The organism is Pseudomonas sp. NUPR-001 (assembly GCF_052147955.1).
Lineage (GTDB): Bacteria > Pseudomonadota > Gammaproteobacteria > Pseudomonadales > Pseudomonadaceae > Aquipseudomonas.
Genome location: NZ_CP197353.1, coordinates 1,506,122 through 1,530,225, shown reverse-complemented (window position 1 = coordinate 1,530,225; position 24,104 = coordinate 1,506,122). Strand labels below are relative to the sequence as shown.

18 protein-coding genes and 2 tRNA genes are annotated in these 24,104 nt (G+C 60.0%); 6 read left to right on the top strand and 14 right to left on the bottom strand.

What is annotated here, in order from left to right:
- Positions 1 to 80 precede the first annotated feature (80 nt).
- From ACP6KB_RS07065 to nirB, 5 genes are all read right to left on the bottom strand, one after another.
- A complete protein-coding gene (locus tag ACP6KB_RS07065; protein WP_442112855.1) occupies positions 81 to 521 on the bottom strand; it encodes a YkvA family protein in 441 nt (146 codons plus the stop codon).
- A gap of 283 nt (positions 522 to 804) precedes the next feature.
- The gene (locus ACP6KB_RS07060) at positions 805 to 1,527 is read right to left on the bottom strand and encodes an FKBP-type peptidyl-prolyl cis-trans isomerase (RefSeq protein ID WP_442112853.1); all 723 of its coding nucleotides are present in this window, start codon (positions 1,525 to 1,527) and stop codon (positions 805 to 807) included.
- A gap of 227 nt (positions 1,528 to 1,754) precedes the next feature.
- Positions 1,755 to 2,687 (bottom strand): pca operon transcription factor PcaQ, encoded by a 933-nt coding sequence (gene pcaQ / locus ACP6KB_RS07055; RefSeq protein ID WP_442112851.1) that lies wholly within the window; start codon positions 2,685 to 2,687, stop codon positions 1,755 to 1,757.
- 176 nt (positions 2,688 to 2,863) lie between these two features.
- Positions 2,864 to 3,226 carry a nitrite reductase small subunit NirD gene (gene nirD, locus ACP6KB_RS07050; protein ID WP_442112849.1) on the bottom strand — a complete coding sequence of 121 codons (363 nt, stop codon included), beginning with the start codon at positions 3,224 to 3,226 and terminating at the stop codon, positions 2,864 to 2,866.
- Entirely contained in the window at positions 3,226 to 5,784 is a 2,559-nt protein-coding gene (gene nirB, locus ACP6KB_RS07045) for a nitrite reductase large subunit NirB (RefSeq protein WP_442112847.1), read from the bottom strand. The genes nirD and nirB overlap by 1 nt, the downstream gene beginning before the upstream one ends.
- A 28-nt stretch (positions 5,785 to 5,812) precedes the next feature.
- On the opposite strand from nirB, the gene ACP6KB_RS07040 reads away from it, so the two are divergent.
- Entirely contained in the window at positions 5,813 to 6,019 is a 207-nt protein-coding gene (locus tag ACP6KB_RS07040) for a hypothetical protein (protein ID WP_442112845.1), read from the top strand.
- Positions 6,020 to 6,057: 38 nt separating this feature from the next.
- Here ACP6KB_RS07040 and ACP6KB_RS07035 read toward each other — a convergent pair whose 3' ends face one another.
- Entirely contained in the window at positions 6,058 to 10,101 is a 4,044-nt protein-coding gene (locus ACP6KB_RS07035) for a molybdopterin-dependent oxidoreductase (protein ID WP_442112843.1), read from the bottom strand.
- A gap of 326 nt (positions 10,102 to 10,427) precedes the next feature.
- On the opposite strand from ACP6KB_RS07035, the gene ACP6KB_RS07030 reads away from it, so the two are divergent.
- Positions 10,428 to 11,126, top strand: coding sequence for a DUF1266 domain-containing protein (locus ACP6KB_RS07030; RefSeq protein ID WP_442112841.1), 699 nt, complete (start codon positions 10,428 to 10,430; stop codon positions 11,124 to 11,126).
- A complete protein-coding gene (locus ACP6KB_RS07025) occupies positions 11,123 to 13,795 on the top strand; it encodes a DUF805 domain-containing protein (protein WP_442112839.1) in 2,673 nt (890 codons plus the stop codon). Before ACP6KB_RS07030 ends, ACP6KB_RS07025 begins: the two co-directional genes overlap by 4 nt.
- Here ACP6KB_RS07025 and ACP6KB_RS07020 read toward each other — a convergent pair.
- From ACP6KB_RS07020 to ACP6KB_RS07010, 3 genes are all read right to left on the bottom strand, one after another.
- Positions 13,792 to 15,483 carry an Hsp70 family protein gene (locus tag ACP6KB_RS07020; protein ID WP_442112837.1) on the bottom strand — a complete coding sequence of 564 codons (1,692 nt, stop codon included), beginning with the start codon at positions 15,481 to 15,483 and terminating at the stop codon, positions 13,792 to 13,794. The genes ACP6KB_RS07025 and ACP6KB_RS07020 overlap by 4 nt on opposite strands.
- A 155-nt stretch (positions 15,484 to 15,638) precedes the next feature.
- Positions 15,639 to 15,715: transfer RNA gene (locus ACP6KB_RS07015), tRNA-Asp, on the bottom strand.
- Positions 15,716 to 15,731: 16 nt separating this feature from the next.
- Positions 15,732 to 15,807 (bottom strand) — tRNA-Val (locus ACP6KB_RS07010).
- A 159-nt stretch (positions 15,808 to 15,966) separates the two neighbouring features.
- Between ACP6KB_RS07010 and rdgC the strand changes: the two genes are divergently transcribed.
- Entirely contained in the window at positions 15,967 to 16,887 is a 921-nt protein-coding gene (gene rdgC / locus ACP6KB_RS07005; protein ID WP_442112835.1) for a recombination-associated protein RdgC, read from the top strand.
- A gap of 256 nt (positions 16,888 to 17,143) precedes the next feature.
- Positions 17,144 to 17,461 (top strand): quaternary ammonium compound efflux SMR transporter SugE, encoded by a 318-nt coding sequence (sugE, locus tag ACP6KB_RS07000; RefSeq protein WP_442112833.1) that lies wholly within the window; start codon positions 17,144 to 17,146, stop codon positions 17,459 to 17,461.
- Positions 17,462 to 17,476: 15 nt separating this feature from the next.
- On the opposite strand, the gene ACP6KB_RS06995 is transcribed toward sugE, so the two are convergent.
- Both ACP6KB_RS06995 and ACP6KB_RS06990 read right to left on the bottom strand, forming a co-directional pair.
- Complete coding sequence (locus ACP6KB_RS06995; RefSeq protein WP_442114269.1) at positions 17,477 to 19,351, bottom strand: MFS transporter; 1,875 nt, start codon at positions 19,349 to 19,351, stop codon at positions 17,477 to 17,479.
- A gap of 79 nt (positions 19,352 to 19,430) precedes the next feature.
- Positions 19,431 to 20,576, bottom strand: a complete 1,146-nt coding sequence (locus ACP6KB_RS06990) for a TDT family transporter (protein WP_442112831.1) — start codon at positions 20,574 to 20,576, stop codon at positions 19,431 to 19,433.
- 186 nt (positions 20,577 to 20,762) lie between these two features.
- On the opposite strand from ACP6KB_RS06990, the gene ACP6KB_RS06985 reads away from it, so the two are divergent.
- The gene (locus tag ACP6KB_RS06985; RefSeq protein ID WP_442112829.1) at positions 20,763 to 21,938 is read left to right on the top strand and encodes an MFS transporter; all 1,176 of its coding nucleotides are present in this window, start codon (positions 20,763 to 20,765) and stop codon (positions 21,936 to 21,938) included.
- Positions 21,939 to 22,055: 117 nt separating this feature from the next.
- Here the strand turns inward: ACP6KB_RS06985 and ACP6KB_RS06980 are convergent, their stop codons facing one another.
- From ACP6KB_RS06980 to ACP6KB_RS06970, 3 genes are read right to left on the bottom strand one after another with little or no spacing between them, the layout of a single operon-like run.
- Positions 22,056 to 22,802: a hypothetical protein gene (locus ACP6KB_RS06980; RefSeq protein WP_442112827.1), complete on the bottom strand. Its 747-nt coding sequence runs from the start codon at positions 22,800 to 22,802 to the stop codon at positions 22,056 to 22,058.
- Positions 22,803 to 22,810: 8 nt separating this feature from the next.
- Positions 22,811 to 23,299, bottom strand: a complete 489-nt coding sequence (locus ACP6KB_RS06975) for a hypothetical protein (protein WP_442112825.1) — start codon at positions 23,297 to 23,299, stop codon at positions 22,811 to 22,813.
- A gap of 49 nt (positions 23,300 to 23,348) precedes the next feature.
- Entirely contained in the window at positions 23,349 to 24,101 is a 753-nt protein-coding gene (locus ACP6KB_RS06970) for a hypothetical protein (RefSeq protein WP_442112823.1), read from the bottom strand.
- Positions 24,102 to 24,104 lie beyond the last annotated feature (3 nt).

Here is a 24,104-nt window from a genome sequence, read left to right as displayed (position 1 = left end):
TTACTGGATGTAATCTGTAGGCATAATCCTTATGCCAATTATATTACCAGCCAACAGAGGTGTGCAGGGGCCTGATGTAATTAGCCTTTTGGCTGCTCCAGACGCAGGGCTTCCGGGGTGGCGGGCAGGCGTTCAACCACCCGCAGTTTTTCTGGCGCCTGACGATTGCGCCAGGCGCTGAAAGCGGCCAATTCATCAGACACGGCCTTGAGGACCCAGGCCAGTACCGCGATGTCATCGAGAAGGCCGACACCCAGCAACCAGTCTGGGATGGCATCGATCGGGCTGACAAAATACAGCAGCCCGGCGACCACGGTGACCAATGCTTTGGGGCTGATGGTGCGGTACTCGCCGCGCCACCAAGCCAGGCACAGCGCCTGCATCAGACGCACGTCTTCACGCAGCTTGCCGAGCCGGGGCCCTTTACGCGCCACGGCAAAAATCAGTGCCGGCAGACGACCCCGGCTAAGCAGTCGCTCAGCCAGCGGTAGAAAACGGGCGAAGTTCCACGGTGCTTTCATACAGCCTCCTGGGCCGACACGGGGGAAATGTTATCCACATTATTTGTGGATAACCTTGTGAACAGAGCCACTTTTGCAGCTCAGGGCGCCCGCCGGGCAAGGGCTGGGCTTAAATCGGGCGTTTTTTACACACCTGTTTCAATGGCGCAAACGTTTTACCCATCCTGCACCTTTTCCGTGGCACTTGCAGCAGTTCTGACCGCTGTTGCCCCCATGGGTTCGAGGCGGTTACAGAAACGACAACGCCCCGTCGAGACGGGGCGTTGTCTGAACAGCGCGCAGATTACTCGGCAGCGCTATCGGCTTCAGGCTTGCCCTGATCCTTGATACCCAGCAGTTCCAGTTCGAAAACCAGGACCGAGTTGGCCGGAATCATCGGGCTTGGGCTTTGAGCGCCGTACGCCAGGTCAGACGGGATGAACAGCTTGTACTTCTCGCCAACGTGCATCAGTTGCAGGCCTTCAACCCAACCTGGAATCACGCCGCTGACCGGCAGGTCGATCGGGCTGCCACGCTCAACCGAGCTGTCGAAGACCTTGCCATCGATCAGCTTGCCTTCGTAGTGAACGGTGACCACGTCAGTCGGCTTTGGCTGAGCGCCATCGGCCTTCTTGATCACTTCATACTGCAGACCGGAAGCGGTGGTAACGACACCGGCTTTCTTGCCGTTTTCTTCTAGGAACTTCTTGCCGGCGGCAGCCGACTCTTCGCTCATCTTGGCCAGGCGCTCTTCAGCGCGCTTTTGCAGGGCAGCAAAGGCTTCAACCAGTTCTTCGTCCTTGATCTTCTGCTCTTTCTTGCCGACAGCATCTTCGATGCCTTGAGCAACCGCTTTTGAATCAAGGTCGTCCATGCCTTCCTGAGCCAGGCTTTTGCCCATGTTCAGGCCAATACCGTAGGAGGCTTTCTGTGCCGGCGTCTTGAGCTCTACGCTGGTCTGCGAATCGCAACCCGCCAGGACCAGACCAACCAGGGCAACCGCAGCCGCCAACCGATGCTGTTTCATGCTATTTCCTTGTTCATGCGCCAATAGGGCAATCGAGTAAAGCCGCGAGCTTATCAGGCGGCCACAACCAATGGCTACCGGCATGAGAGCAAGAAAAGCCGGATAAGTTCAGCCAGGTAAAACCTTCTTCATACCGAGCTGCAGCCAGTGGCCAGTATTGACGGGACAACGCCGTTGGGCAACTTGATTACCGAGGTTTTGTAGCTGTTTGTAAGATTGCCTCTCTTTCATGGATAGCTGCCGTCGCGGTACTGCCCCGCCACTTCCCGCAGCACCTCGCACAACCAGCGCGCCGCCAGGCTCTGCGGCAGCGCAGCGTTGCTACAAATACCCACCGAACCGCCCGGTTCCTGGACGCCCAGGTCCAGCTCGCACAACTCGCCACGGCCCAGATCGACACGCACCGCATCACGCGGCGCCACCCAGACTGCGTCGCTGCTTTGTACATAGCGGCGGCTCAAGGCCGGCGAAAGGGTTTCCAGGCGTTGCGCAGGCTGTTCGATGGCGCACTGCACGAACAGGCTGTCGGCATGCTTGCGAATGGTGGTGCCGGCCAATGGCAGCACCAGCGGATAACGCCCGAGCAGACTGCGCTCGATTGGCTTGTGGGACAGCAATGGATGCCCGGGGCGCACCACCAGCGACATCGATTCACTGTACAGGTGCTCGAACATCAGGCCCTGAATTTGCGGGCTGTCGGTCATGCGCCCGATGACCAGATCCAGCTCGCCGACGTGCAATTGTGCCAACAGGTGGGCACTCGGCCCGGTCGCGACACTCACCACCAGTTGCTCATGGCGTTGATGCAGGCGGCACAGCACCTCTGGCATCAGCAGACTTTCGACGGTAGACAGCACGCCGATCCGCACCTGCGGCGGTGCATGCTGTTCACCGCGCAAGCTGCTTACGCCTTCGCGCAAGGCTTGCACGCTGGGCCCGGCGTAGCGCATGAAATGCACCCCGGCAGCGGTCAATTCGACGCCCTGCTTGCTGCGTTCGAACAGCCGGGTTTGCAGCAGGTCCTCAAGCTCCTTGAGGGTTTTGGAAATCGCCGGCTGACTAATCGCCATGGCATCTGCCGCCTTGGCGAAACTGCCCTGGCGGGCAATTTCGAGAAAGCACAGCAGATGGCGGAATTTGATGCGGGTATCGAGGTTCATGCCCCAGAGTCTATAGGAGCATGCACCACTGTGGGAGCAACTGCCTTGCACTGACCCAATCGCCGACAAGGCCGGCTCCTACACACCGATAATTGTGGGAGCGGGCTTGCCCCGCGATGCTATATGCCTGCCGCACTGCAATCGCGGGGCAAGCCCGCTCCCACCAGTAGTTGCGCCTACAGGGCGATTTCTACTTGCTCGCCGGTGATCCGTACCGGCCAGACCTGCAAGGCCTGCTGCGGATCTTCCAGGCAATGCCCATCGTTCAGGCTGAAATGCTGTTTGTACAACGGCGCGGCTACCACCAGTTCGCCCTTGAGCTGGCCAACCAGGCCACGGCCGATGACATTGGCCCCGGACTTGGGGTCTTGGTTATCGATCGCAAACACCGGCGTGTCCTGCTCCGGCAGGTAGAACAGCGCGACTTGACGGCCTTCAAACCACACCACCACCCCCGATTGCGCAACCAGATCCTGGCGGCTACAGACCACTTGCCAGTCATGCGTTTGCAGGTTTACAGCAACAGTGGACAGGCTCATCACAGCACCTCTTCAGTGGTTGGAATCAAATGCAGTTCAGCCGCCGCTATCGGCCTGCGCTGGCCGCGTTCACGGACAAAATGCACACCAGGGTCTGGCCGTTGGTCGTTGACGAAGGTTCTGAAGCGCTTGAGCTTTTCCGGGTCTTTAAGGGCGTTGGCCCATTCGCACTCGTAACGATCGACCACCAGTTGCATCTGCGTCTCAAGCTCGGCGCCCAGGCCCAGGCTGTCGTCGATGATCACCTGCTTGAGGTAGCCCAGCCCGCCTTCCAGGCTCTCGCGCCATACCGAGGTGCGCTGCAGTTTGTCGGCGGTGCGGATGTAGAACATCAGCAGCCGGTCAATCAGGCGAATCAGCCCGGCATCATCCAGGTCGGTGGCGAACAGCTCGGCATGCCGCGGACGCATGCCGCCATTGCCGCAGATGTACAGGTTCCAGCCTTTTTCGGTGGCAATCACGCCGATGTCCTTGCTCTGCGCTTCAGCGCATTCACGGGTACAGCCGGAGACGGCGAACTTGAGTTTGTGCGGTGAGCGCAAGCCCTTGTAGCGGTCTTCCAGGGTCAGGGCCATTTGTACGCTGTCTTGCACGCCGTAACGGCACCAGGTGCTACCAACGCAGGACTTCACCGTGCGCGTGGACTTGCCGTAGGCATGACCGGTTTCAAAACCGGCGTCGATCAGCTCGCTCCAGATCGCCGGCAATTCGTGCAGTTGCGCGCCAAACAGGTCGATGCGCTGGCCACCGGTGATCTTGGTGTAGAGGTCGTATTTTTTCGCCACCTGACCGATAACGATCAGTTTCTCCGGGGTGATCTCGCCACCAGGAATCCTCGGCACCACCGAGTAGGTGCCGTTTTTCTGCATGTTGGCCATGAAGGTGTCGTTGGTGTCCTGCAACGGCACCAGCGATGGGTCCATGATCGGCTGGTTCCAGCACGAGGCGAGGATCGAGCCGATGGTGGGCTTGCAGATATCGCAGCCGACGTGGCCGCGACCATGGCGGGCGAGCATCTCGTCGAAGCTAAGGATGCCTTCGACCCGCACCAAGGCATAGAGCTCTTGCCGGGTGTAGGCGAAGTGCTCGCACAGGCTCTTATCGACGCTGACCCCACGGGCAATCAGTTCATGTTCGAAGACCTGCTTGAGCAATGCCGCACAACCGCCACAACCGGTGCAGGCCTTGGTTTGCTGTTTGAGCGCTGCCAACTCACCACAACCGTTGTCGATGGCGCTGCAGATCGCGCCTTTGCTGACGTTATGGCAGGAGCAGATGGTGGCAGTGTCCGGCAACGCGTCGGCCCCCAGCGCAGGGGCGCCGGCGGTTTGCGGCAGGATCAAGGCGGCTGGATCTGCTGGCAGGGCAATGCCGTTTTGGACGTACTGCAACAGCGTGTCGTAGTAGCTGTTGTCGCCCACCAGTACCGCACCGAGCACGCGTTTACCGCTGGCATCGACCACTAGGCGGCGGTAAGCCGCATTGGCTTCGTCGATGAATCGGTAGCTGCGCGCCCCCGGTGTTGCGCCATGGGCATCACCAATCGAACCAACGTCGACGCCCAGCAGTTTGAGCTTGGTCGACATATCGGCGCCTGCAAAACCGGCGCCGCTCTCACCGGCCAAGGCTGCAGCGACATTGCGGGCCATGCTGTAGCCGGGCGCCACCAGGCCAAACACACTGCCGTTCCATGAGGCGCACTCACCGATGGCGTAGATGCGCGGATCGCTGCTGCGACAGTCGCTGTCGATCACCACGCCGCCGCGGGCGGCCACTTCCAGGCCGCTGCTGCGGCCCAGGGCATCTTGCGGGCGAATACCGGCGGAAAACACGATCAGGTCAGTCTCGATAAATTCGCCGCCCTCAAAGTTCATGCGGTAGCGATACTCGTCACCTGCCACCACGGCCTGGGTCGCCCGCGATACGTGTACGCCGACGCCCAGCGCCTCGATCTGCGCCCGCAAGGCCGCGCCACCTTCAGCGTCCAGTTGCACCGGCATCAAACGCGGGGCGAACTCCACCACATGGGCTTGCAGGCCCAACGACTTCAGCGCATTGGCCGCCTCCAGGCCAAGCAGACCACCGCCGACCACCACCCCACGCCGGGCGTTGGCTGCCGCTGCGCGGATGGCATCGAGGTCATCAAGGGTGCGATACACCAGACGCGACGCCCCCTCGCAGCCATCGATCGGTGGCACAAAGGGATAAGAGCCGGTAGCCAGAATCAGTTGGTCGTACCGGTAGCGCCCCCGCGAGGTCAGCACCTCGCGGCGCTGGCGATCAATTTCCAGCACCGCTTCGTTCAGGTGCAGGGTAACGCCATGCTCGGCATACAACCCGGCACTGCTCAGGGCCAGGGTTTCAGCGTCTTTGCCGCTGAAGTACTCAGACAGGTGAACACGGTCGTAGGCACGCTGAGGCTCTTCACCGAACACCCGCAGTTCGTAGCGACTCAAGGCGCCCCGCTCGATCAATTGTTCGACGCAGTGATGCCCAACCATGCCGTTGCCGACGATGATCAGTTTTTGCCGTTGGGCGATGGTTGTTGCTGCATTCATAGCCGATCCTCACTCAAGGCCATTCACGGTGGCGGTGCTGCTGGGGCGTGCCCCGAAAAAACAAAAAAGGCGCCTGGAGCCGAAGCTCCAGGCGCCTTTGCCTGGTCGTTTTATGTGGTTCCACCTGCAGATCGCCATTGACCTGCGGGAACGTTGTAACGGTACAAAAGCAGGGAGCGTGCCAACTGCCAAAGCCTTTAAAACGGCGGTTTCTACTGTTTCAGCCAGTCAATGACGACCCAGCCTGGTGCAGCGTTCCCTGTTATGGGGCGCTCAGTACACATCGCGTACGTAGCGTTTACTGCGACTCAGCTCCGTCACATAGGCGTCGGCCTGCTCAGCGCTCAAGTCACCGTACGCAGCGACCACCTGCTTGAGGGCGGCATCGACATCGCGGGCCATACGCTCGGCATCGCCACACACATAGAAGTGGCCACCCTCTTGCAGCCAGCGCCAGAGTTCGGCGCCGTGTTCGAGCATGCGTTGTTGCACATAGATCTTTTGCGGCTGGTCACGTGAAAACGCGGTATCCAGTCGGGTAAGATGCCCCTCGCGTTGCCAGGCCAGCAGTTCATCACGGTAGTAGAAATCACTGGCCGCTTTTTGCTCGCCGAACAGCAGCCAGTTACGCCCCTTGGCGCCCTCGGCCTGACGCTCCTGCAAGAACGCCCGAAACGGCGCGATGCCGGTACCGGGGCCGACCATGATCACTGGCGCATTACTGTCCTTGGGCAAGCGAAAGTGCGCGCTGGACTGGGTAAAAATGGCCACTTCAGCCTGCGCCGCACGGTCGGCCAGGTAGCTGGAGCAAACACCTTTGCGCTGGCCATAGCGCACGGTGGACAGGGTCAGGTGCACCTGATCCGGGTGGCATTTAGGACTGGAACTGATCGAATACAACCGTGGTTGCAAGGGCTTGAGCAGGCTCAGCCAGGTGTCGAGATCGAGCTCAGGCTTGACGGTGTGTACCAGGTCGATCAGTTGCTTGCCCCATAGCCAGTCCTTGAGCGCTGCTTTGTTCTGCGGTCTGAGCAAGTCGTGCAGCACGCTGTCAGCACGGTTTTGCGCAAAGTGCTCGAGCATTACCGGGGTAATCCGGGCGATCTCCAGATGATCGCTCAAGGCCTTGGCCAGCGGCATGTCGGCATGGCCCTTGAGGCTGACCGCTGCGCCGCCGTGCAGATTAGCCGCTGTCAGCAGTTCGTCGACCAGCGCCGGGCAGTTGCGCGGCCACACCCCCAGGGCATCACCCGCTTGATAACTGAAGCCACTGTCGGCCAGTTCAAACACGATCTGCCGAGTCTCTTTGCTGGCGCCCGGGCTGTTGAGCACGCGGTTTTCCAACAGCCGTGCCTGCAGCGGTTGCTGCTTGCTGAAAGCCGATGCGGCGGCGACCGGCTTGGGCGCTGGAGCCACCGAGGTGGTACTTCCCAGTTTGTCGAGCAGCGCTTGTAGCCACTGCGCCGTGGGCGCTTCGATGTCCCCCTCGCACTCGACCCGCTCGAGCAAGCGCTGCCCACCCAGCTCAGCCAGACGCTGATCAAGTTTGCGACCAAAGCCGCAGAACTGGTCGTAGCTGGAATCGCCCAGCGCCAGCACGGCATAGGGCACGCCTGCGCAGCGAGCAGCCTGCTGGCCCTGCAACGCCTGCCAGAACGCTGCACCGCTGTCGGGGGCGTCACCGTCACCAAAAGTGCTGGCAATCAGCAACAGGCTGGCGGCGTCCTGCAATTGTTCGAGGGTGACCGCCTCCATGCAACTCAATTGCACGGCAAAGCCCGCGTTGCGCAGGTGCTCGGCGCTCTGTTCTGCCAAGGCCTGAGCGTTGCCGGTTTGCGAGGCCCAGAGCAGCCAATGCCGCGACTGCCGGGGCGCTTCAAGTGTCGGCATTTGTGGTTCAGCGCAACGCGAGTACAAGCCTGCCAGCAGCCCATCGATCAGCAGCCGCCGTGCCGCGGTAAAGGGCGCGCTGAGCGGCAAGGTGGGCACACCCGCTACGCTCGTCTGTGCACTGCGCAAGCCAAGGGCAAAGCCGTGCATGTAGTGTTTTTCATCCTCAGCCAGCACCAGTTCAACGCTGCTTTCCAGGCCGAGCAAGCGGCTCAGGGGGTCGGTCGGCATCGGGGCGTACTCCTGATCAATCGGTGTGGCGGGGATTCGTGGACCTGCGACCCGGCTCAAGGCCACCGCGCAATACTTGAACGCAGGCTGCAGCGACAGCGGGTCGATGGCATCACTGGTGACCGCGTTGATCGCCAGGTTGTCGCCGTAGACATCGTTCCAGTGAAACGGCGCAAAACAGTTACCCGGCAACACCCGCGTGCTGATGCGTGCCGGCAACAGCGCCTGGCCTCGGCGCGACCGCACCTGGACCTGATCATGCTCGGCAATGCCCAGACGCTGGGCATCGTCGGGATGCAGTTCCACGTAAGGGCCGGGATCGAGCTTGTTCAAGGTCGCGACTTTGCCGGTCTTGGTCAGGGTGTGCCATTGGTGCTGGACGCGTCCGGTGTTGAGCACCAGCGCATACTCATCGTCAGGTAGTTCTGCACTGGGCAGCCAAGGCCGGGCGAAAAACCGCGCTTTGCCGGTGGGTGTGGCAAAGGCGATGGCCGGTGCCTGGCCATCCGCGTCGCGGTGCAGCGTTTGGCTGCTGCCATCGTTGAGATAGCGCACCGGGCTGCGCGTGTCGCGGCGACCAGGCGCGCTAGGCCATTGCTGCGGCGCCTGGCGCAAGCCGGCATAGCTGATACCGCGCATGTCGTAACCGGTGGCGGGGTTCCAAGCCTGGCGGATTTCCTCGAACACGGCCTCGGCGCTGCTGTAGCTGAACGCTTCGGCGTAGCCCATGGCGCAGGCGACCCGGGCAATGATCTGCCAGTCGGGCAATGCTTCACCCGGTGGTTCGATGGCTTTGCCCATCAGCGTGAGGTTGCGCTCGGAGTTGATCATCACCCCTTCACCCTCGGCCCAGAGCGCGGCAGGTAACAGCACATCGGCGTAGCGATTGGTCTCGGTGTCGAGAAAAGCATCCTGGGTGATCACCAGCTCTGCTCGCTGCAGGCCGTCGATCACCTGTTGGCGGTTGCTGACACTGGCCACCGGGTTGCTGCAAATGATCCAGCAGGCCTTGATCTGCCCGGCCGCCATCTGCTCGAACAGCGCCACTGTGCCGTCACTGCTTTCACGGCGCAGGCTGCCAGCGGGGATGTGCCAGAGCTGCTCGACGAAGGCGCGGTCACTGTCGACCAGGGCCGAGCGCTGGCCAGGCAGGCCGGGGCCCATGTAGCCCATCTCGCGCCCGCCCATGGCGTTGGGCTGGCCGGTCAGGGAAAACGGCCCGCTGCCTGGCCGACAGATCGCCCCGGTGGCCAGGTGCAGGTTGCACACGGCATTGGTGTGCCAGGTGCCATGGATGCTCTGGTTCAGGCCCATGGTCCAGCAGCTCATCCATTCCGGCGCCTGGCCAATCCACTCGGCCGCCTGGCGGATATCCGCTTCGGCAAGCCCGGTGATGGCCGCGACCCGCTCCGGGGTGTAGTCATCGAGAAACTCGTCCAACGCGGGCCAGCCTTCGGTGTAGCGCGCGATGAAATCCGCGTCGCAGTGGCCGTTGAGCCTTAGCAGGTACAACAGGCCATTGAGCAGCGCCAGGTCGGTGCCTGGCTTGATCTGCAGGAACAGGTCGGCCTTGTCGGCGCTGGCGGTGCGTCGGGGGTCAACCACGATCAACTTGGCACCGGCCTTGCGGCGGTCGAGCAGGCGCAAGAAGAGGATTGGATGACAGTCGGCCATGTTCGCACCGATGACGAAAAACACCTCGGCGCGCTCGAAGTCCTGGTAGCTGCCGGGCGGGCCGTCGGCCCCCAACGACAATTTGTAGCCACTGCTGGCGCTGGCCATGCACAGGCGCGAGTTGGACTCGATGTGACGGCTGCGAATAAAGCCCTTGGCCAGTTTGTTGATCAGGTATTGGGCTTCCAGCGACATCTGCCCGGACACATAGAACGCCAGGGCATCTGGGCCATGCGCCTCAAGAGTTGCGCGCAAACGCTGGGCAGTCTGCTCGATTGCTGCATCCATTGCGCTTTGCACCGGGTCACGCTGACGCAGTTCACGCAGGTAAGCATGCTCCATACGTCCGGACTCGCGCAGCGGTTGATGCGCGGTCAGCCCCTTGGTACACAAGCGACCCACGTTGCTCGGATGCTGCTTGTCACCGCTGACTTTGCTCACCCGGTTACCCTCAACCGTCATGACAATACCGCAGCCCACACCACAATACGGGCAAACACTGCGCACTTGAGTGCTGCTCATCTGCCTACCTCCTGCTTGCGCAAACAAAAAGGCGCCCTGCTGCCCCGGCTTGTATTAACAAGCTGGGCAACACGGCGCCTTTGTCGTGATCGGGGCAATCTGCGTTGATTGCCGAATGCGCAAGCCGTTGCAAGGGCCGCGCCAGAACAGCAGAAGCCCGCTGTTGCGGGCTTGCGCGCAGCAGCGCTGTGTCAGCTGCGCACCGTCTTGGGTGTGCCTGCACCAAGGCAGCTCATAGCGAATTTGCCGCACAGCCTGTAGGACTTTACAATTCACGCCACTTTGGCCGGCCCCGCACCTTCGCCTCCCGGCCCCGGAGTTTTTTCATGGAAGAAATAGAGCAGCACTGGCTTTTCGCCCTTTCCGCGCCCATGGCCGCCCTCAATGGCGCCAGCTACACCGCCGCCACCTATTACGCCGTCGAAGACGAAGACGAAGCGGACTTGCAGAAATGGTGGGGCATCACCAATCGCCGGCAATTGCTCGACATGCTGTCCATGGCCGACAACGGTCATGCCACCGAGCTTAACAACGCCTATTGGCAAGCCGGGCGCTGCCTGCCCAGCGAGTGGCAGGAGGCTGTGGCGCAACTGGAGCCGCGCCAGCAGATCCAGTACCAATTCGCCTACCGCACCCTGGCCGAATGCGGCCCGGGCGGCGTACGCGCGTGGGACCTGGGGCGCATGGGCTTCTTGCTGCGCAGCGGTCTGCGCAAAGGCTTTATCAGTCTCCATGAAAGCCTCTGGCTACAAGGTCGCCTGGCCCTGCGTGCACGGCATTACTACAGCAGCTGGAACGCCTATATCGCTGGCTACCTCTTCGGCAAGGCCCTGTGGAATTGCTCGGAAGCCAACGACGCCGAGCTGGCCCAGACCCTCATGCGTCAAGGTGACGAGCACTGGAACCGCTGCCTGCTCAACAACCTTTACAACGGTGCCGGTGAACTGCTCGCCAACCTGCCCTGGGACCTGCCGTTGAACCTGCCTGAACGCCCTGACACGCTGGAAGAGGATGCCTGGTCATGAGTTGCTGGATCCACCTGGGCATTGAGCCGACCACCGACCCCGACGTGATTCGTGGCGCCTACCGCGCGCGCCTGCCAGAGCACCATCCGGAAACCGACCCGGAAGGTTTCCAGGCCCTGCGCCAGGCCTATGAAACAGCGTTGCAGCAGGCCCGTGAGCAACAAGCAACCGACGACGCGTCGCCCCGCGAGGAACGACCGCACGAGCGCAGCAAAGCGGCCTTCAAACAGCTGCTCAACGACCCGGCCCAGCGCTTCAACCTGGCCGCCTGGCATGCCTTTATCGAACAGCTCGATCAGTTGTCGCTGGATGAGCTGGAGCAGGTTCGTTGGCCGCTACTGAACGACTTGATGCACACCAGTCCGTTGTCGCACAACTGCGTGCAGTTGCTGGCCGCACGCATGGGTTGGGCCAGCCAGTTGCTGTACCTGGAGCAACCGGAGCAGGTGGAAGCCTTCCTTGAGCGTATCGCCGAATCAGACCCCTTCGACACCTCGCTGATGAAAGACTGGTCGGCAGAAGCTCAAGTGGAAACCCTGTGGTACGCCCGCTCCCTTGAACACCTGTTCCATCATCGGCCACTGTCCGAGTACAAACACTTCGTATCGATGCACACTTGCGTGGCGTTGCCCGACGATGCCAGCTTTATCCAGCGTGTGCTGGTGCAGTTCAGCCAGGCCGGTATTGGCAGCCCGACCTTGTGCGCCCTGGTGGCCGAACAGCAACGCCAGGCCCCGGACGATGTCGACCTGTTGTACCTGCTGGCCTGCCAGAGCAGCGCCTGTGGTCAGGAAGCGCTGGCGCGCCAGTGCTGGACCCGCCTGTGGCGAGAACATCAGCATCCGCGGGCTGCACGCTGGCTGCTGGACCTCTGCCGCACGCACCAGCCACAACGTTTGCCACTGCTGATTCAAGCTTTCGACCGGCTGCAGCCGGTGCGTACCTGGCCAGAAGCGCTGGACGCCGAAGAACAGATCTGGGGCAGCCCATCGCAGTGCCCGGAAACCCTGACACGCTGGTTCGAAGCCGCTCGCCTGGAGTTGCCTGACATTGCGGGCACCTTCGTCCGCTGGCGCTTGTACGCTAACGATGAACAGCCGTTGTTGGCCTGGTTACTGGATGAACACCCCGACCCGCACCTGCAGCACCTGTACCGTCATGCCTGGGCATTGCATCGCGGCGACATCAAGCTACTGCGCCAGGTCAAAGACCAGGCGCTCGGCGATGACCCGCTCGACGCGCTGATCATCGAAGGCTTCCAGTATCAGGCCACACAGCAGCTGCACTGGCTCGGCGAATCGCCGATTGCCCTGACCCTGACCGACTTCATCAATCCACCCTTTGCGCAAGCACAGCTGCCCGAAGCGTTGCTCCAAGGCAATGCCCGGGCCGTGTGTCGCGAGTGGATGCGGCGTATGCGCAGTTACCCTGCTGCGGGCGTGCTGCAACTGACCGAGGAGATCAATCCGGGATCGCTGTTCCCGGCGCCGTACGGCCTTGCGTTGATCGCGCAACTGGCGGCAGCGGGTGTCGAACTGCCGCCCTTGCCTGCCGAGGGCGACGTGTGGACCTGGCACCAACAAAATCTGTTCATGCTGACCTTGATCGATCAGCCGGAACGTTGGCTGGACATGACATCACCGGCTTTGCTGGCCATGCCCTACCCGGCAGATCACCCCTTTATGCCCCTGCAGCAGGTGATGCTGCAACTGCAAGCGCAGCAGGGTAACCTCAACGGCTTGCTGGGCTGGCTGGACCAGAACGACCCACTGCAGCGGTTGATAGGCGAACGCTTGTCGAACGTGCAACAAGCGCTGGACAGCAGCATCTTGCCAAGCAACCAGCAGCTGTACGCCTGCCTTGAACGCGACCCTGTCGCCTTCGAAGACGACATGCTCGGGCTGTTGCTACTGTGCGCCGTGCTCTATCACGACCCAAGCCTGAACGCCGAGCAGCACCGCGACGTGCTGCAACGCATCGCCAACCTGACTTGCTCCGGGGACTGGTTCGAGCCGTTCCGCGATGGCCTGATCAAAGGCGAACCGGTACGCCCACCCAGCAACATCCTCGAAAAAGACTTTCTACTCAACAGTGACTTGATCTACTCCGCGCTCGACACCTTGAAGAACCTGGCCCGCTACGGCCATGCCGGTGTGCCGCAGGTCAAAGTGCTCATGGAACTGCAACGGGCCAAAGACTTCCCCGGCATGGACACCGGCATTCGTGCCGCCATGATGGCGTTGTTGTCGTGGTCTGAGCGGTTGCTGGCGGAGAAATCCGGCCGTCTGGCGGCACCCGCCTCACACGTGTGGAAACTGGGCAGCCGCCTCGGTCGCAAGGGCTATGCCGCGCAAGTGCTGGGCAGCATCCTCCTCGGCCCGATACTGACATTGATGGCGCCCAATGCGTCGATGCAGCTGCTCTGCGGCGTGCTGTTCATCGCTCTGCTCGTCAGTGCCAGCCTGCGCCGCCTGCACGACATCGGCCGGGGAATCCCAACGCTGATCGTGTTCGCAGCGCTGACGCCGTTCCTGCCCTTTCTGCCGCTGGTGCTGCTGATGTTGCGCGGTGAACCGCTGCCCAATCGCTACGGTTTACCGCCGCAAAACGCCTCGCAAGACAACCTGCAGGGCGGCCTGCAAGCTGCATTGCGACGCTTGAACGGCTAGAACCGCAGATGTTCCAGCGCCTCTGTGAGGCGCTGGCGCTGACGCTTGATCTGCTCCGGTTGCTGGCTGGCCAAGGCCGTGGAAAACTCGTCCAGCCAGCCGCCGATCTGCTCTCGATCCTCACCCAGACTCTGCATCCAGGCGCGCTCCAGGCGGGCCAGCAGGGTGCGGTTGGGCAATGCATCACGGGGATGGATTTTCAGCTCCGCCAGCCGTGCATGGCTGGCCTTGCGGGCCTTCTGATCAAGCCCTGTGGGGCTGCGATCAATGCTGTGGCTGAGCTTTTTGCCGGTGGCGAGCAGGGTTACATCCACTTCCAGCAAGCCGTTGATATCGTAGCTGAAGCGCACATCCAGGCTCTGGATCGCGCCATTGGGTAGCAGTGGAATGTCGAACGCGTCGACAAAGATATTGTCACGCACCCACGGTCGCTCGCCCTGGTACACCTCGATACGAATCATCGTTTGATCGGCATGGGTGCTGTAGAACCGCTTGACCCTGGACGTCGGGATCACCGTATTGCGCTCGATGATCGGTGCAAACACACCGACGGCTTCCTCGCCGCGCATGGCACTGATGCCCAGGGTATACGGGCAGACATCGGTGAGAATCAGCTCTTCGATCGCCTCGTCACGGGCCTTGCACGCCGCCTGGGTGGCGGCGCCGAGGGCGACGATGGTGTCCGGATCCAAGTGCCGGTACGGCAAACGGCCGAACAGCGTGGCAACCATTTGCTGTACCGCCGGCATCCGCGTGGCGCCGCCAACCAGCACCAGACTGTCGAGGTCTTTGGGGCTGACCCGGGCATCACGCATGGCCTGCTCGATCGGGGCGCGAATGCGCGCCAGCAGCCCGGCCCAGATTTTTTGCGCACGCGCTTCATCCAGTGACCATTGGCGATTTTCACCGGCGCCGTCCCAACTCAGCTGCTGCTCACCCTCGCCCAGCTTGCACTTGAGCTGTTCGATGGCATCGGCCAGGCTGGACAATGCTTGTGGCGTCAGCGCTGACGATTTGAGCTGCCAGTCCTGCAGACAGGCTTGCAGCAGCGCCGCAGTGAAGTCTTCACCGCCGAGAAAGTTATCGCCGGTCGACGCATGCACCTCGATCAGCGGCAGCGCGTACTCCAGCACGGTAACGTCAAAGGTGCCGCCGCCCAGATCGAAGATCAGCGTGCGCTCGAACTTCTTTTCATGCAGGCCGTAGGCCATGGCTGCCGCAGTCGGCTCGTTGATCAAGCGCTGCACGCTGAGCCCGGCAAGCTCGGCGGCAAAACTGGTGCGTTTACGCTGCTCGTCACTGAAATACGCCGGTACCGAAATCACCGCCTCACTCACCGGGCAACCGAGAAAGGCCTCAGCGTCTGCTTTCAAGGCGCCAAGCACCAACGCCGAGAGTTCTTCGGGGCTGAACGACTGCTGACCCAGTTCCAGTTTTTTATCACTGCCCATGAAACGCTTGAAGGCAGCGACGGTGCGATCAGGGTGCGTGGTCAGGCGCGCTCGCGCTGCCGCCCCGACCAGAATGCTGCCGTCTTCATCGAGGCTGACAACCGAAGGGGTGAGGACATCGCCAAGGGCGTTGGGGATCAATTGCGCCTGGCCATCGCGCCAGACAGCGACCAGGCTGTTGGTGGTTCCCAGGTCGATACCCAGCAAAGGCGCTGGGGTGTTGTTTGCATCCTGCATGATTGATCTCTTGCTCAGTAGGGGCTGGCACCGAGAAAGCAGCGACGTACCAGCGTGCTGGTGGATTCTGGACGAATGCCAGAAACAAAAAAAGCGACCCTAAGGTCGCTTTCTTTGTTGCTTCCGGGTGTTCAGTGGGCCCTGGAAGCTAAATATGGCGCAGCGGACGGGACTCGAACCCGCGACCCCCGGCGTGACAGGCCGGTATTCTAACCGACTGAACTACCGCTGCGCGATACACTGAGAAGTGGTGGGTGATGACGGGATCGAACCGCCGACCCTCTGCTTGTAAGGCAGATGCTCTCCCGGCTGAGCTAATCACCCTTTCGTCTCGGTGTGGCGCGCATTCTACGGAGCACCGAACACTCTGGCAAGCACTTTTTTAAAAAATTTTTTCAGGCGTTCCAACGACTTAGCAGGCTTGGCCTCAAGCACCCGCTCGGAGAATAATGCCCTCCTTATATGTAAGGAGAGATTCACCCCATGTGGTTCAAAAACCTGCTGACCTATCGCCTGACCCAGGAAGTCCCGTTCGACCCCGAAGCACTGGAAACCGCTCTGGCCAGCAAGCCTGCACGCCCTTGCGCCAGCCAGGAGTTGACCACCTACGGTTTCGTCGCGCCATTCGGTAAAGGTGAAGATGCCCCGCTGGTTCATGTCAGCGGTGACTTCCTGCTGATTGCCGCGCGTAAAGAAGAACGCATTCTGCCTGGCAGCGTGGTGCGTGATGCAGTCAAAGAGAAGGTCGACGAGATCGAAGCCGAACAAATGCGCAAGGTCTATAAGAAGGAGCGCGACCAGATCAAGGATGAGATCATCCAGGCCTTCCTGCCGCGTGCCTTTATTCGCCGCTCGATGATCTTCGCCGCTATCGCCCCCAAGCAGGGCCTGATCCTGGTCAACTCGGCCAGTGCCAAACGCGCCGAAGACCTGCTCTCGACCCTGCGTGAAGTGATGGGCTCGCTGCCGGTGCGCCCGGTCACCGTAAAAATCGCCCCAAGCGCGACCATGACCGACTGGGTAAAGACCCAGCAAGCGGCGCCAGACTTCTTTGTGCTGGACGAATGCGAACTGCGTGACACCCACGAAGACGGCGGCATCGTGCGCTGCAAACGCCAGGACCTGACCAGCGACGAGATCCAGTTGCACCTGGGTACCGGCAAGGTGGTGACTCAACTGTCCCTGGCCTGGCAAGACAAACTGTCGTTCGTGCTGGACGACAAGATGGTGATCAAGCGCTTGCGCTTTGAGGAACTGCTGCAGGATCAGGCAGAAGAAGACGGCGGCGACGAAGCCCTGGGCCAACTGGACGCCAGCTTCACCCTGATGATGCTGACCTTTGGCGAGTTCCTGCCAGCGCTGTTCGAAGCGCTGGGCGGCGAAGAGATTCCGCAAGGGGTTTAAACGGTGCCCGTGATGGCCAGGCTATCGGGCTATTAATGCAGCACCCGGTGGGAGCGGGCTTGCCCCGCGATGCGATTTGCCTGACAGATCGCTATCGCGGGGCAAGCCCGCCCCCACCCCACCGAGCCCTGTGCTTTTACTTGCCGCTTGCAGCTTGAAGCGTGCAACTTTACCCTACCCTCCCAGTGAGGACGGCCTCACGACGCTTTGCGTGACCATTTCGGGGACGGCCCCATCACCCTGATGGAGACCCTGCATGTCCTGGATCATCCTGTTTTTCGCTGGCCTGTTCGAAGTAGGCTGGGCGGTTGGCCTGAAATACACCGACGGCTTTACCCGTCCGTTGCCCACGCTGCTGACGGTCGGCGCCATGGTTATCAGCCTCGGCCTGCTGGGCCTGGCCATGAAAGAGCTACCGCTGGGCACGGCCTACGCGATCTGGACCGGTGTCGGCGCCGTTGGCACGGTGATCGCCGGCATTATCCTGTTCGGTGAATCCATGGCGCTGGTGCGCCTGGCCAGCGTGGCCTTGATTGTGACTGGCCTGGTAGGCCTCAAGGTCAGCGCCAGCTGACCTTGCCCTGCCCCTTCAGCGAGCGTCGCCACGCAACTGGCTGACCCGCTCGCGCAACATCGCCGGCGCCGCTGCCTCTACCGGGATGGCGGCCCCGGCAACCAAGGTGACCCGCGACCACAACCGACGGAAAAAGCCCTTGGCCGGATCGCGGCTGAAAAAGCTCCCCCACAACCCCTGCAACGCCAACGGAATCACCGGCACTGGGGTTTGCTCAAGAATCCGGCTCAGCCCGCCTTTGAATTCATCAATTTCGCCGTCACTGGTCAGCTTGCCCTCTGGGAAGATGCACACCAGTTCGCCGTCTGCCAGATACGCGGCGATCTGCTTGAAAGCACGCTCGTAAATCTCGGCGTCTTCATTGCGTCCGGCAATCGGGATGGTACCCGCCGTGCGGAAGATGAAATTGAGCACCGGCAGCTGGTAAATCTTGTAGTACATGACAAAGCGAATCGGCCGCCGCACCGCGCCGCCGATCAACAGCGCATCCACGAACGACACATGGTTGCACACCAACAGTGCCGCGCCCTCCTCGGGGATCTGCTGCAAGTCACGGTGTTCGACCCGGTACATGGAGTGGCTGAGCAGCCAGATCATGAAGCGCATGGTGAACTCGGGAACGATCCTGAAGATGTAGGTGTTAACGCCAATGTTCAACAGCGACACCACCAGGAACAGCTGGGGAATGCTCAACTCCACCACGCTCAACAGCACGATGGTGACAATCGCCGACACCACCATGAACAGCGCATTGAGAATGTTGTTGGCGGCGATGACCCGCGAGCGCTCCTGCTCGGGCGTACGCGACTGAATCAAGGCATACAGCGGCACAATATAGAAGCCGCCAAACACGCCCAGGCCGACAATCGACAGCAAGATCCACCAGGCCTTGGCCATGCCCAGCAAGGCCAACCAGTCGTAAGGGGTTGCCGCCGCCGGAACATCGCCGGAATGCCACCACCACAGCAAACCGAACAGGGTCAGGCCGAACGAGCCAAACGGCACCAGGCCGATTTCCACTTTATGGCCGCTGAGGCGCTCACAGAGCAGAGAGCCGAGGGCGATCCCCACTGAAAACAAGGTCAGTACCAGGGTGACGACGGTTTCGTCGCCGTGCAGCCAGTCTTTGGCGTAGGCCGGAATCTGGGTGAGGTAAATGGCCCCGACAAACCAGAACCAGGAGTTGCCGACGATCGAACGCGATACCGCTGGGGTCTGCCCCAGCCCGAGGCGCAAGGTGGCCCAGGACTGGGTAAAGATGTTCCAGTCCAGCTTCATCTGCGGCGACGCCGCGCTGGCCCGTGGAATCCACTGACTGGAGAGGTAGCCCAGCACCGCCACGGCAACCACGGCACAGGCCACCACAGGTGCATAGTGACTGCTGGACATCATCACCCCGGCACCAATGGTGCCGGCCAGAATAGCCAGGAACGTGCCCATCTCCACCAGCCCGTTACCACCGACCAATTCCTGCTCATGCAGGGCTTGCGGCAAGATCGAGTACTTGACCGGGCCGAACAGGGCCGAGTGGGTCCCCATGGCAAACAGTGCCAGCAACATCAACGCGAGATGATTGGTCAAAAAACCGATCGCACCAACGGCCATGATGCCGATTTCCGCCAGCTTGATCAGACGGATCAAAGCATCCTTGGGGTATTTTTCACCGAACTGCCCGGCCAGCGCCGAAAACAGGAAGAACGGCAGAATGAACAGCAGCGCGCAGAGGTTGATCCAGATCGAGCGATCACCGTCGATGGCCAGCTTGTAGAGAATGGCCAGGATCAACGACTGCTTGAACAGGTTGTCGTTGAACGCACCCAGCGACTGGGTAATAAAGAAGGGCAAAAACCGCTGCTTGCCAAGAAGGCTGAATTGCGAGGTTTGACTCATCATCCGTGTACCTGAGTGGGGCTTTAGCATTGGAGGCATCCAACGCGCACAAAGCCACAATCACTCAGGTAATTGCAATCTACTTGTTCAACCCGGCAATACACGGCGACACAAACAGCTCACCGCGCCAGGCACCGCGCACGGTCAGGGTAGTGACCATCATCCACAAGCCGGCCAGTGCCACCACCAGTACCACGCCCATGTGCTGGAAGAACGCCAGACCCAGCCAGGCGCCCAGCTTCAGGGTCGCCAGGGTATAAACACCCAGGGGGAAGGTGAACCCCCACCAGCCGAGGTTGAACGGCATGCCGTGGCGGATGTAGCGCAAGGTGATCAGCACAGCGGTGAGCAACCACCACAGGCCTGCGCCCCACAACACAATCCCGGCGACCAGGCCAAGGCCTTTGGCAATTTCACCCAGTTCACCGAAACCATTGGCGGCAAAGATCGCCGGAGCGTCTGCACCCAGCAGCAGCATACCCAAGGCACCGGTACCGATCGGCCCCAGCGCCAGCCAGCTCGAGGCGGCCATGTTGGCGTGCGGCAGTTTGTGCAAGGCCATGCGCAGCATGAGGATGGTCAGGATACTGAAGGCCACCGGCAGCGACACCGCCCACAGCACATAGCTGGTAATCAGCACCAGAAACTGGCTATGGGCATCGACCAGGTGCGGCGCCAACTGGCCACCGCTGGCGGCGGCGACCTCGGCGGCAACCACCGGCAGCAGCCAAACGGCAGTCATCTGGTCGATGCTGTGCTCCTGACGGGTGAACATCAGATAAGGAATCGCCACCCCGCACAGCAGGGCAAGACCGACATCGAACCACCACAGGGCTTCGATCCACGGCACGATCCCCTCACCCCAGCGATTGATGCCGAACAGCAAGAAACCATTGAGAATCGTCGCCAGGCCCATAGGGATGGTGCCGAAGAACATCGACACGGTGGAGTGGGCAAAAATCTGCCGGGCTTCGTGGAAGAACATCACCCAGCGCGCGGTATACAGCGCCGTGAACAGCACGAACAAGGCAATGGTCAGCCACCACAGCGATTCTGCCAGCCCATGCAGGCTGTCGATGCCGATCTGCATCAGGGCCAGGGCCAACACGCCGGTACCCATGGTTGCAGCGAACCAATTGGGGGTGAACTGGCGAATGACTTCCCGCGGGTGAGCCAGATGGCTCAGCGGCCGCAGGGGCGAAGTGGTTTGTTGTAAGCAGGGCATGGTCGGGGTCTCCTGTAGTCCAGTGACGTATGACCATCTTATGCTCACAAAGAATATCCATATAACGGGTATTTTCTCTATCTGTTATCTATTACATAGATATGGATCCAATATTGTCCCAGCTTCCTAACCAGGCGTATGCTTGGCGGCGAACGGCCCAACGCAATTACACAACAAGGACGTGACATGCTCGACGCCGTAAAGCGCTATGCACCCCAAGTGCGCCTGCTGCTGGCCACCACCTTCGTGCTGACCCTGGCGCGGGCGATCACCCTGCCCTACCTGGTGGTTTACCTGGCAGAAAATTTCGCCCTGGACATCAGTGGCATCGGCTTGATGATCGGCGGCGCGCTGATCGTCGCCTCGCTGCTGAGCCTGTATGGCGGCTACCTGATCGATACCCTGCGCAGCTACACGGTGATCATTGTTTCGACCCTGGTGTTTACCTTGGCCTTCATTGCCGCGATCGCCAGCCGCGAGCTGAGCCTGTTCTTCATCAGCCTGGTTCTGATCAACCTGACCCTGGCAGTGGTCGACATTGCCGCCAAGGCCGGTTTTTGCGCGCTGTTACCCTTGGAAGAACGCTCCGAGGTGTTCTCGATCAAGTACACCCTGAGCAACGTCGCCTATGCGGTTGGCCCCTTTATTGGCGTAGCGCTGGTGACACTGGACGGCCACCTGCCCTTCTTGCTCTCAGCCGCCTTGGGCCTGCTGATATGCCTGTGCTACCGGCATTGGGGTGAACGCTCGGCGCGGGCTCAGTTGGAAGGCAACCCGCAAGCCGGCTTTCTCAGCATTGGCGGGCAACTGCTCAAGGATCGCCGCTTGATCTGCTTCACCCTCGGCGGCGCCCTCAGCGCCGTGGTGTTCGGCCAGTTCACCGCGTACCTGTCGCAGTACCTGGTGGTAACCAGCAATCCCAGCGAGGCCGCGCGTTACATCAGCTACCTGGTGGCGACCAACGCGGTCACCGTCATCGCCCTGCAGTATGTCATCGGCCGCCGCATCAGCAGCCGCCAGCTGATGCCCTGGCTGCTGGCCGGCATGGCGCTGTTCCTGGTCGGTTTGCTGGGCTTCTCCGTGGCGCAGACACTGCTGGTCTGGTGCCTGGCGATGCTGGTCTTCACCCTCGGCGAAATCATCGTCATTCCCGCCGAATACATGTTCATCGACAGCATCGCCCCGGAACATCTGCGCGGGGTGTATTACGGGGCGCAGAACCTGTCTAACCTGGGGGCGGCGCTGGGGCCGGTGATCTGCGGCTTTGCCCTGGCCCATCTGGTGCCGGTGGCGACTTTCTATCTGTTGATTGCTGCGGTGGTGCTGGCGGCGTTGTTCTATTACCTGGGAGCTCGGCGCTGAGTGTCAGCGATTGGGGAGGTGCTGGAGCCTGCAGAAGCACAGCTACCTCCCTGGGTATTACCGCCGCTATGAGAAAAGGTCGTCCCATTGCCTTCAGTCGTTGCAGCAGCTTTGCCATCAATACTGCGGAACGTCGGCCTTGATTTTTATGCAAGGAACATCTGGAGACAGATAAGGCTTGATAAACTCAGCCACTTTTTCTTTTTGTTTACGCTTGCAAAAAATATTAATACCTCCTTTGGTTATATGATCCTCCCCCTCTTGGATCACACTGTATTTCAAATCAACAATCTCTCTATTGATCACAACGGCAAGCTGAGTAAGTTCTTTCCACTCAAATGCGTAGTGGTGGTAGTGAGTATGCAACTCTCGGTAATTCTTCGAACACGCCATCGACAAATACGTCAAACCTATCCCGCCGGGGCCTATCAGTGCCCCGAGCAGGAGCGAAGGGTCTATAGTTGCCAAAAAAAGAAAAATAATTGCCGTCACCCCAGCCAGCCACTTCAAAAATGTGAGCGCCCATTCCGGAAAGTCTTTCCACTTACAGTGCTCAAATCCAGACCTAGTAAAGCGAAAGGCAAAGTTCATACGCTGATGAGTCATAGATGAAATCACCGACAACATAATAACGCCAAAAACGATACAGGATAATGTTCGCCAAGGCTGATCCATCTCCTCATACACAGAGTACATAATGAATGCACATCCCAGTATGAAAATAGCCATGAACAAAAACATGCCATTAGCCACAAATATATTGTAATTCCGCGCCTTAATCGTCCACGACATCAACTCAGGCTCATGCGCAAATTTCCACTCCAGCTGCGGCGGTAGCTCAAGGGGCTTATTAAAAATAAACATGTTTAGACTCAACCATCGCTTGAATTGGGGACTGACAACTTCAACAGCTTGCTGCACGGGCTATAGATCACAACACGGTCTTTTTCCCGCAACTCCCCGCTTACGGCAGCATTGACTCGATCAGCTTCACTCGCCGCCCACTTCAGTGCCAACCGGAACATGTAACTGTGACCGCTTGAACCCTGCCACACACCGGACGGATATTTGACCTCCATCTCAAGAAGCGGGTTATCCGTCGGATCATTGACCCAAACCTGCCATAGGCGATGCTGATCCTGCGGGGTGTAAGTGAAGTCGGTTAAGCGCAGGTTGTTGCCCGGAACATTGGGCAACTCTCCCAGTAGTTTCGGATCGACCCAATGGCCATTTAGAAACTGATCGTAAAACCTGTTGTGCTCGAAGTCCGTGAGGTTTTCCTCCAGTGTCCACCGGTTCACGACCGTCGGTTGTAAGGTCAACTCTTTACCGGTCAACGCTGCCGGTACTTGAATCTGCACCCAGAAATCAGTCGCCTTCGTGGCGTACCCATTTGGAGTGTTTGTTCCATCAATCAGTACTGAGCGGAACGTTGACCTTGGCCCTGATAAAAGGAACGTCCGGAGAAAGATAAGGCCTTATGAGCTCCGCTACTTTTTCTTTCTGCTTTCTCCTGCAAAAAACGTTCAGGCTCCAACGGGTTTCAAAGTCATCGCCTTCCATGGTTATTGTGTATTTCAAATCGACTACCTCTCGATTGCTTGCAATGGCAAGCTGCGTAAAATCCCCCCATTTAAATGCATAATTATGGTATCGGGTATGCATTTCCCGGTAATTTTTTGAGTGCGCCATCGAGAGGTACGTCAACCCCATCCCCCCTGGACCTAACAACGCACCCAACAAAAATGAAGGATCGATAGTCGCTATGAAAAGAAAAATTACCGCCGTTATTCCTGCAATCCATTTTAAAAATTTTAAAGCCCACTCTGGGAAATCCTTCCAAACACAATACTCAACTCCAGATTCAGCAATTCGGTAGGCAAAATTCACTCTCTGATGAGTCATAGTTAACGTCACAAACAATGCAATCAAATAAAAAACAATACATGATAATGTTCGCCAAGGCTGCTCCACCCCCTCGTACGCTGAGTAGAGTGCATACGTAACAGTAGCCGACAAAAAAGCCACCCCCACAAACATGCCATTAGCCACAAATGTATTGTAATCACGCGCCCGAATCGTCCACGCCATCAACTCAGGCTCATGCGCAAATTTCCACTCCAGCTGCGGCGGTAGCTCAAGGGGCTTATTAAAAATAAACATGTT

Excerpts from the sequence above, each read along its gene's own strand:
- pcaQ (WP_442112851.1), bottom strand. The coding sequence starts at position 2,687 with ATGAACCTCGATACCCGCATCAAATTCCGCCATCTGCTGTGCTTTCTC.
- ACP6KB_RS07025 (WP_442112839.1), top strand. The coding sequence starts at position 11,123 with ATGAGTTGCTGGATCCACCTGGGCATTGAGCCGACCACCGACCCCGAC.
- ACP6KB_RS07035 (WP_442112843.1), bottom strand. The coding sequence starts at position 10,101 with ATGAGCAGCACTCAAGTGCGCAGTGTTTGCCCGTATTGTGGTGTGGGC.
- sugE (WP_442112833.1), top strand. The coding sequence starts at position 17,144 with ATGTCCTGGATCATCCTGTTTTTCGCTGGCCTGTTCGAAGTAGGCTGG.
- ACP6KB_RS07065 (WP_442112855.1), bottom strand. The coding sequence starts at position 521 with ATGAAAGCACCGTGGAACTTCGCCCGTTTTCTACCGCTGGCTGAGCGA.
- ACP6KB_RS06995 (WP_442114269.1), bottom strand. The coding sequence starts at position 19,351 with ATGAGTCAAACCTCGCAATTCAGCCTTCTTGGCAAGCAGCGGTTTTTG.
- nirB (WP_442112847.1), bottom strand. The coding sequence starts at position 5,784 with ATGAATGCAGCAACAACCATCGCCCAACGGCAAAAACTGATCATCGTC.
- ACP6KB_RS06970 (WP_442112823.1), bottom strand. The coding sequence starts at position 24,101 with ATGTTTATTTTTAATAAGCCCCTTGAGCTACCGCCGCAGCTGGAGTGG.
- ACP6KB_RS06990 (WP_442112831.1), bottom strand. The coding sequence starts at position 20,576 with ATGCCCTGCTTACAACAAACCACTTCGCCCCTGCGGCCGCTGAGCCAT.
- ACP6KB_RS06985 (WP_442112829.1), top strand. The coding sequence starts at position 20,763 with ATGCTCGACGCCGTAAAGCGCTATGCACCCCAAGTGCGCCTGCTGCTG.
- ACP6KB_RS07060 (WP_442112853.1), bottom strand. The coding sequence starts at position 1,527 with ATGAAACAGCATCGGTTGGCGGCTGCGGTTGCCCTGGTTGGTCTGGTC.
- ACP6KB_RS07020 (WP_442112837.1), bottom strand. The coding sequence starts at position 15,483 with ATGCAGGATGCAAACAACACCCCAGCGCCTTTGCTGGGTATCGACCTG.
- ACP6KB_RS07030 (WP_442112841.1), top strand. The coding sequence starts at position 10,428 with ATGGAAGAAATAGAGCAGCACTGGCTTTTCGCCCTTTCCGCGCCCATG.
- rdgC (WP_442112835.1), top strand. The coding sequence starts at position 15,967 with ATGTGGTTCAAAAACCTGCTGACCTATCGCCTGACCCAGGAAGTCCCG.
- ACP6KB_RS06980 (WP_442112827.1), bottom strand. The coding sequence starts at position 22,802 with ATGTTTATTTTTAATAAGCCCCTTGAGCTACCGCCGCAGCTGGAGTGG.
- nirD (WP_442112849.1), bottom strand. The coding sequence starts at position 3,226 with ATGAGCCTGTCCACTGTTGCTGTAAACCTGCAAACGCATGACTGGCAA.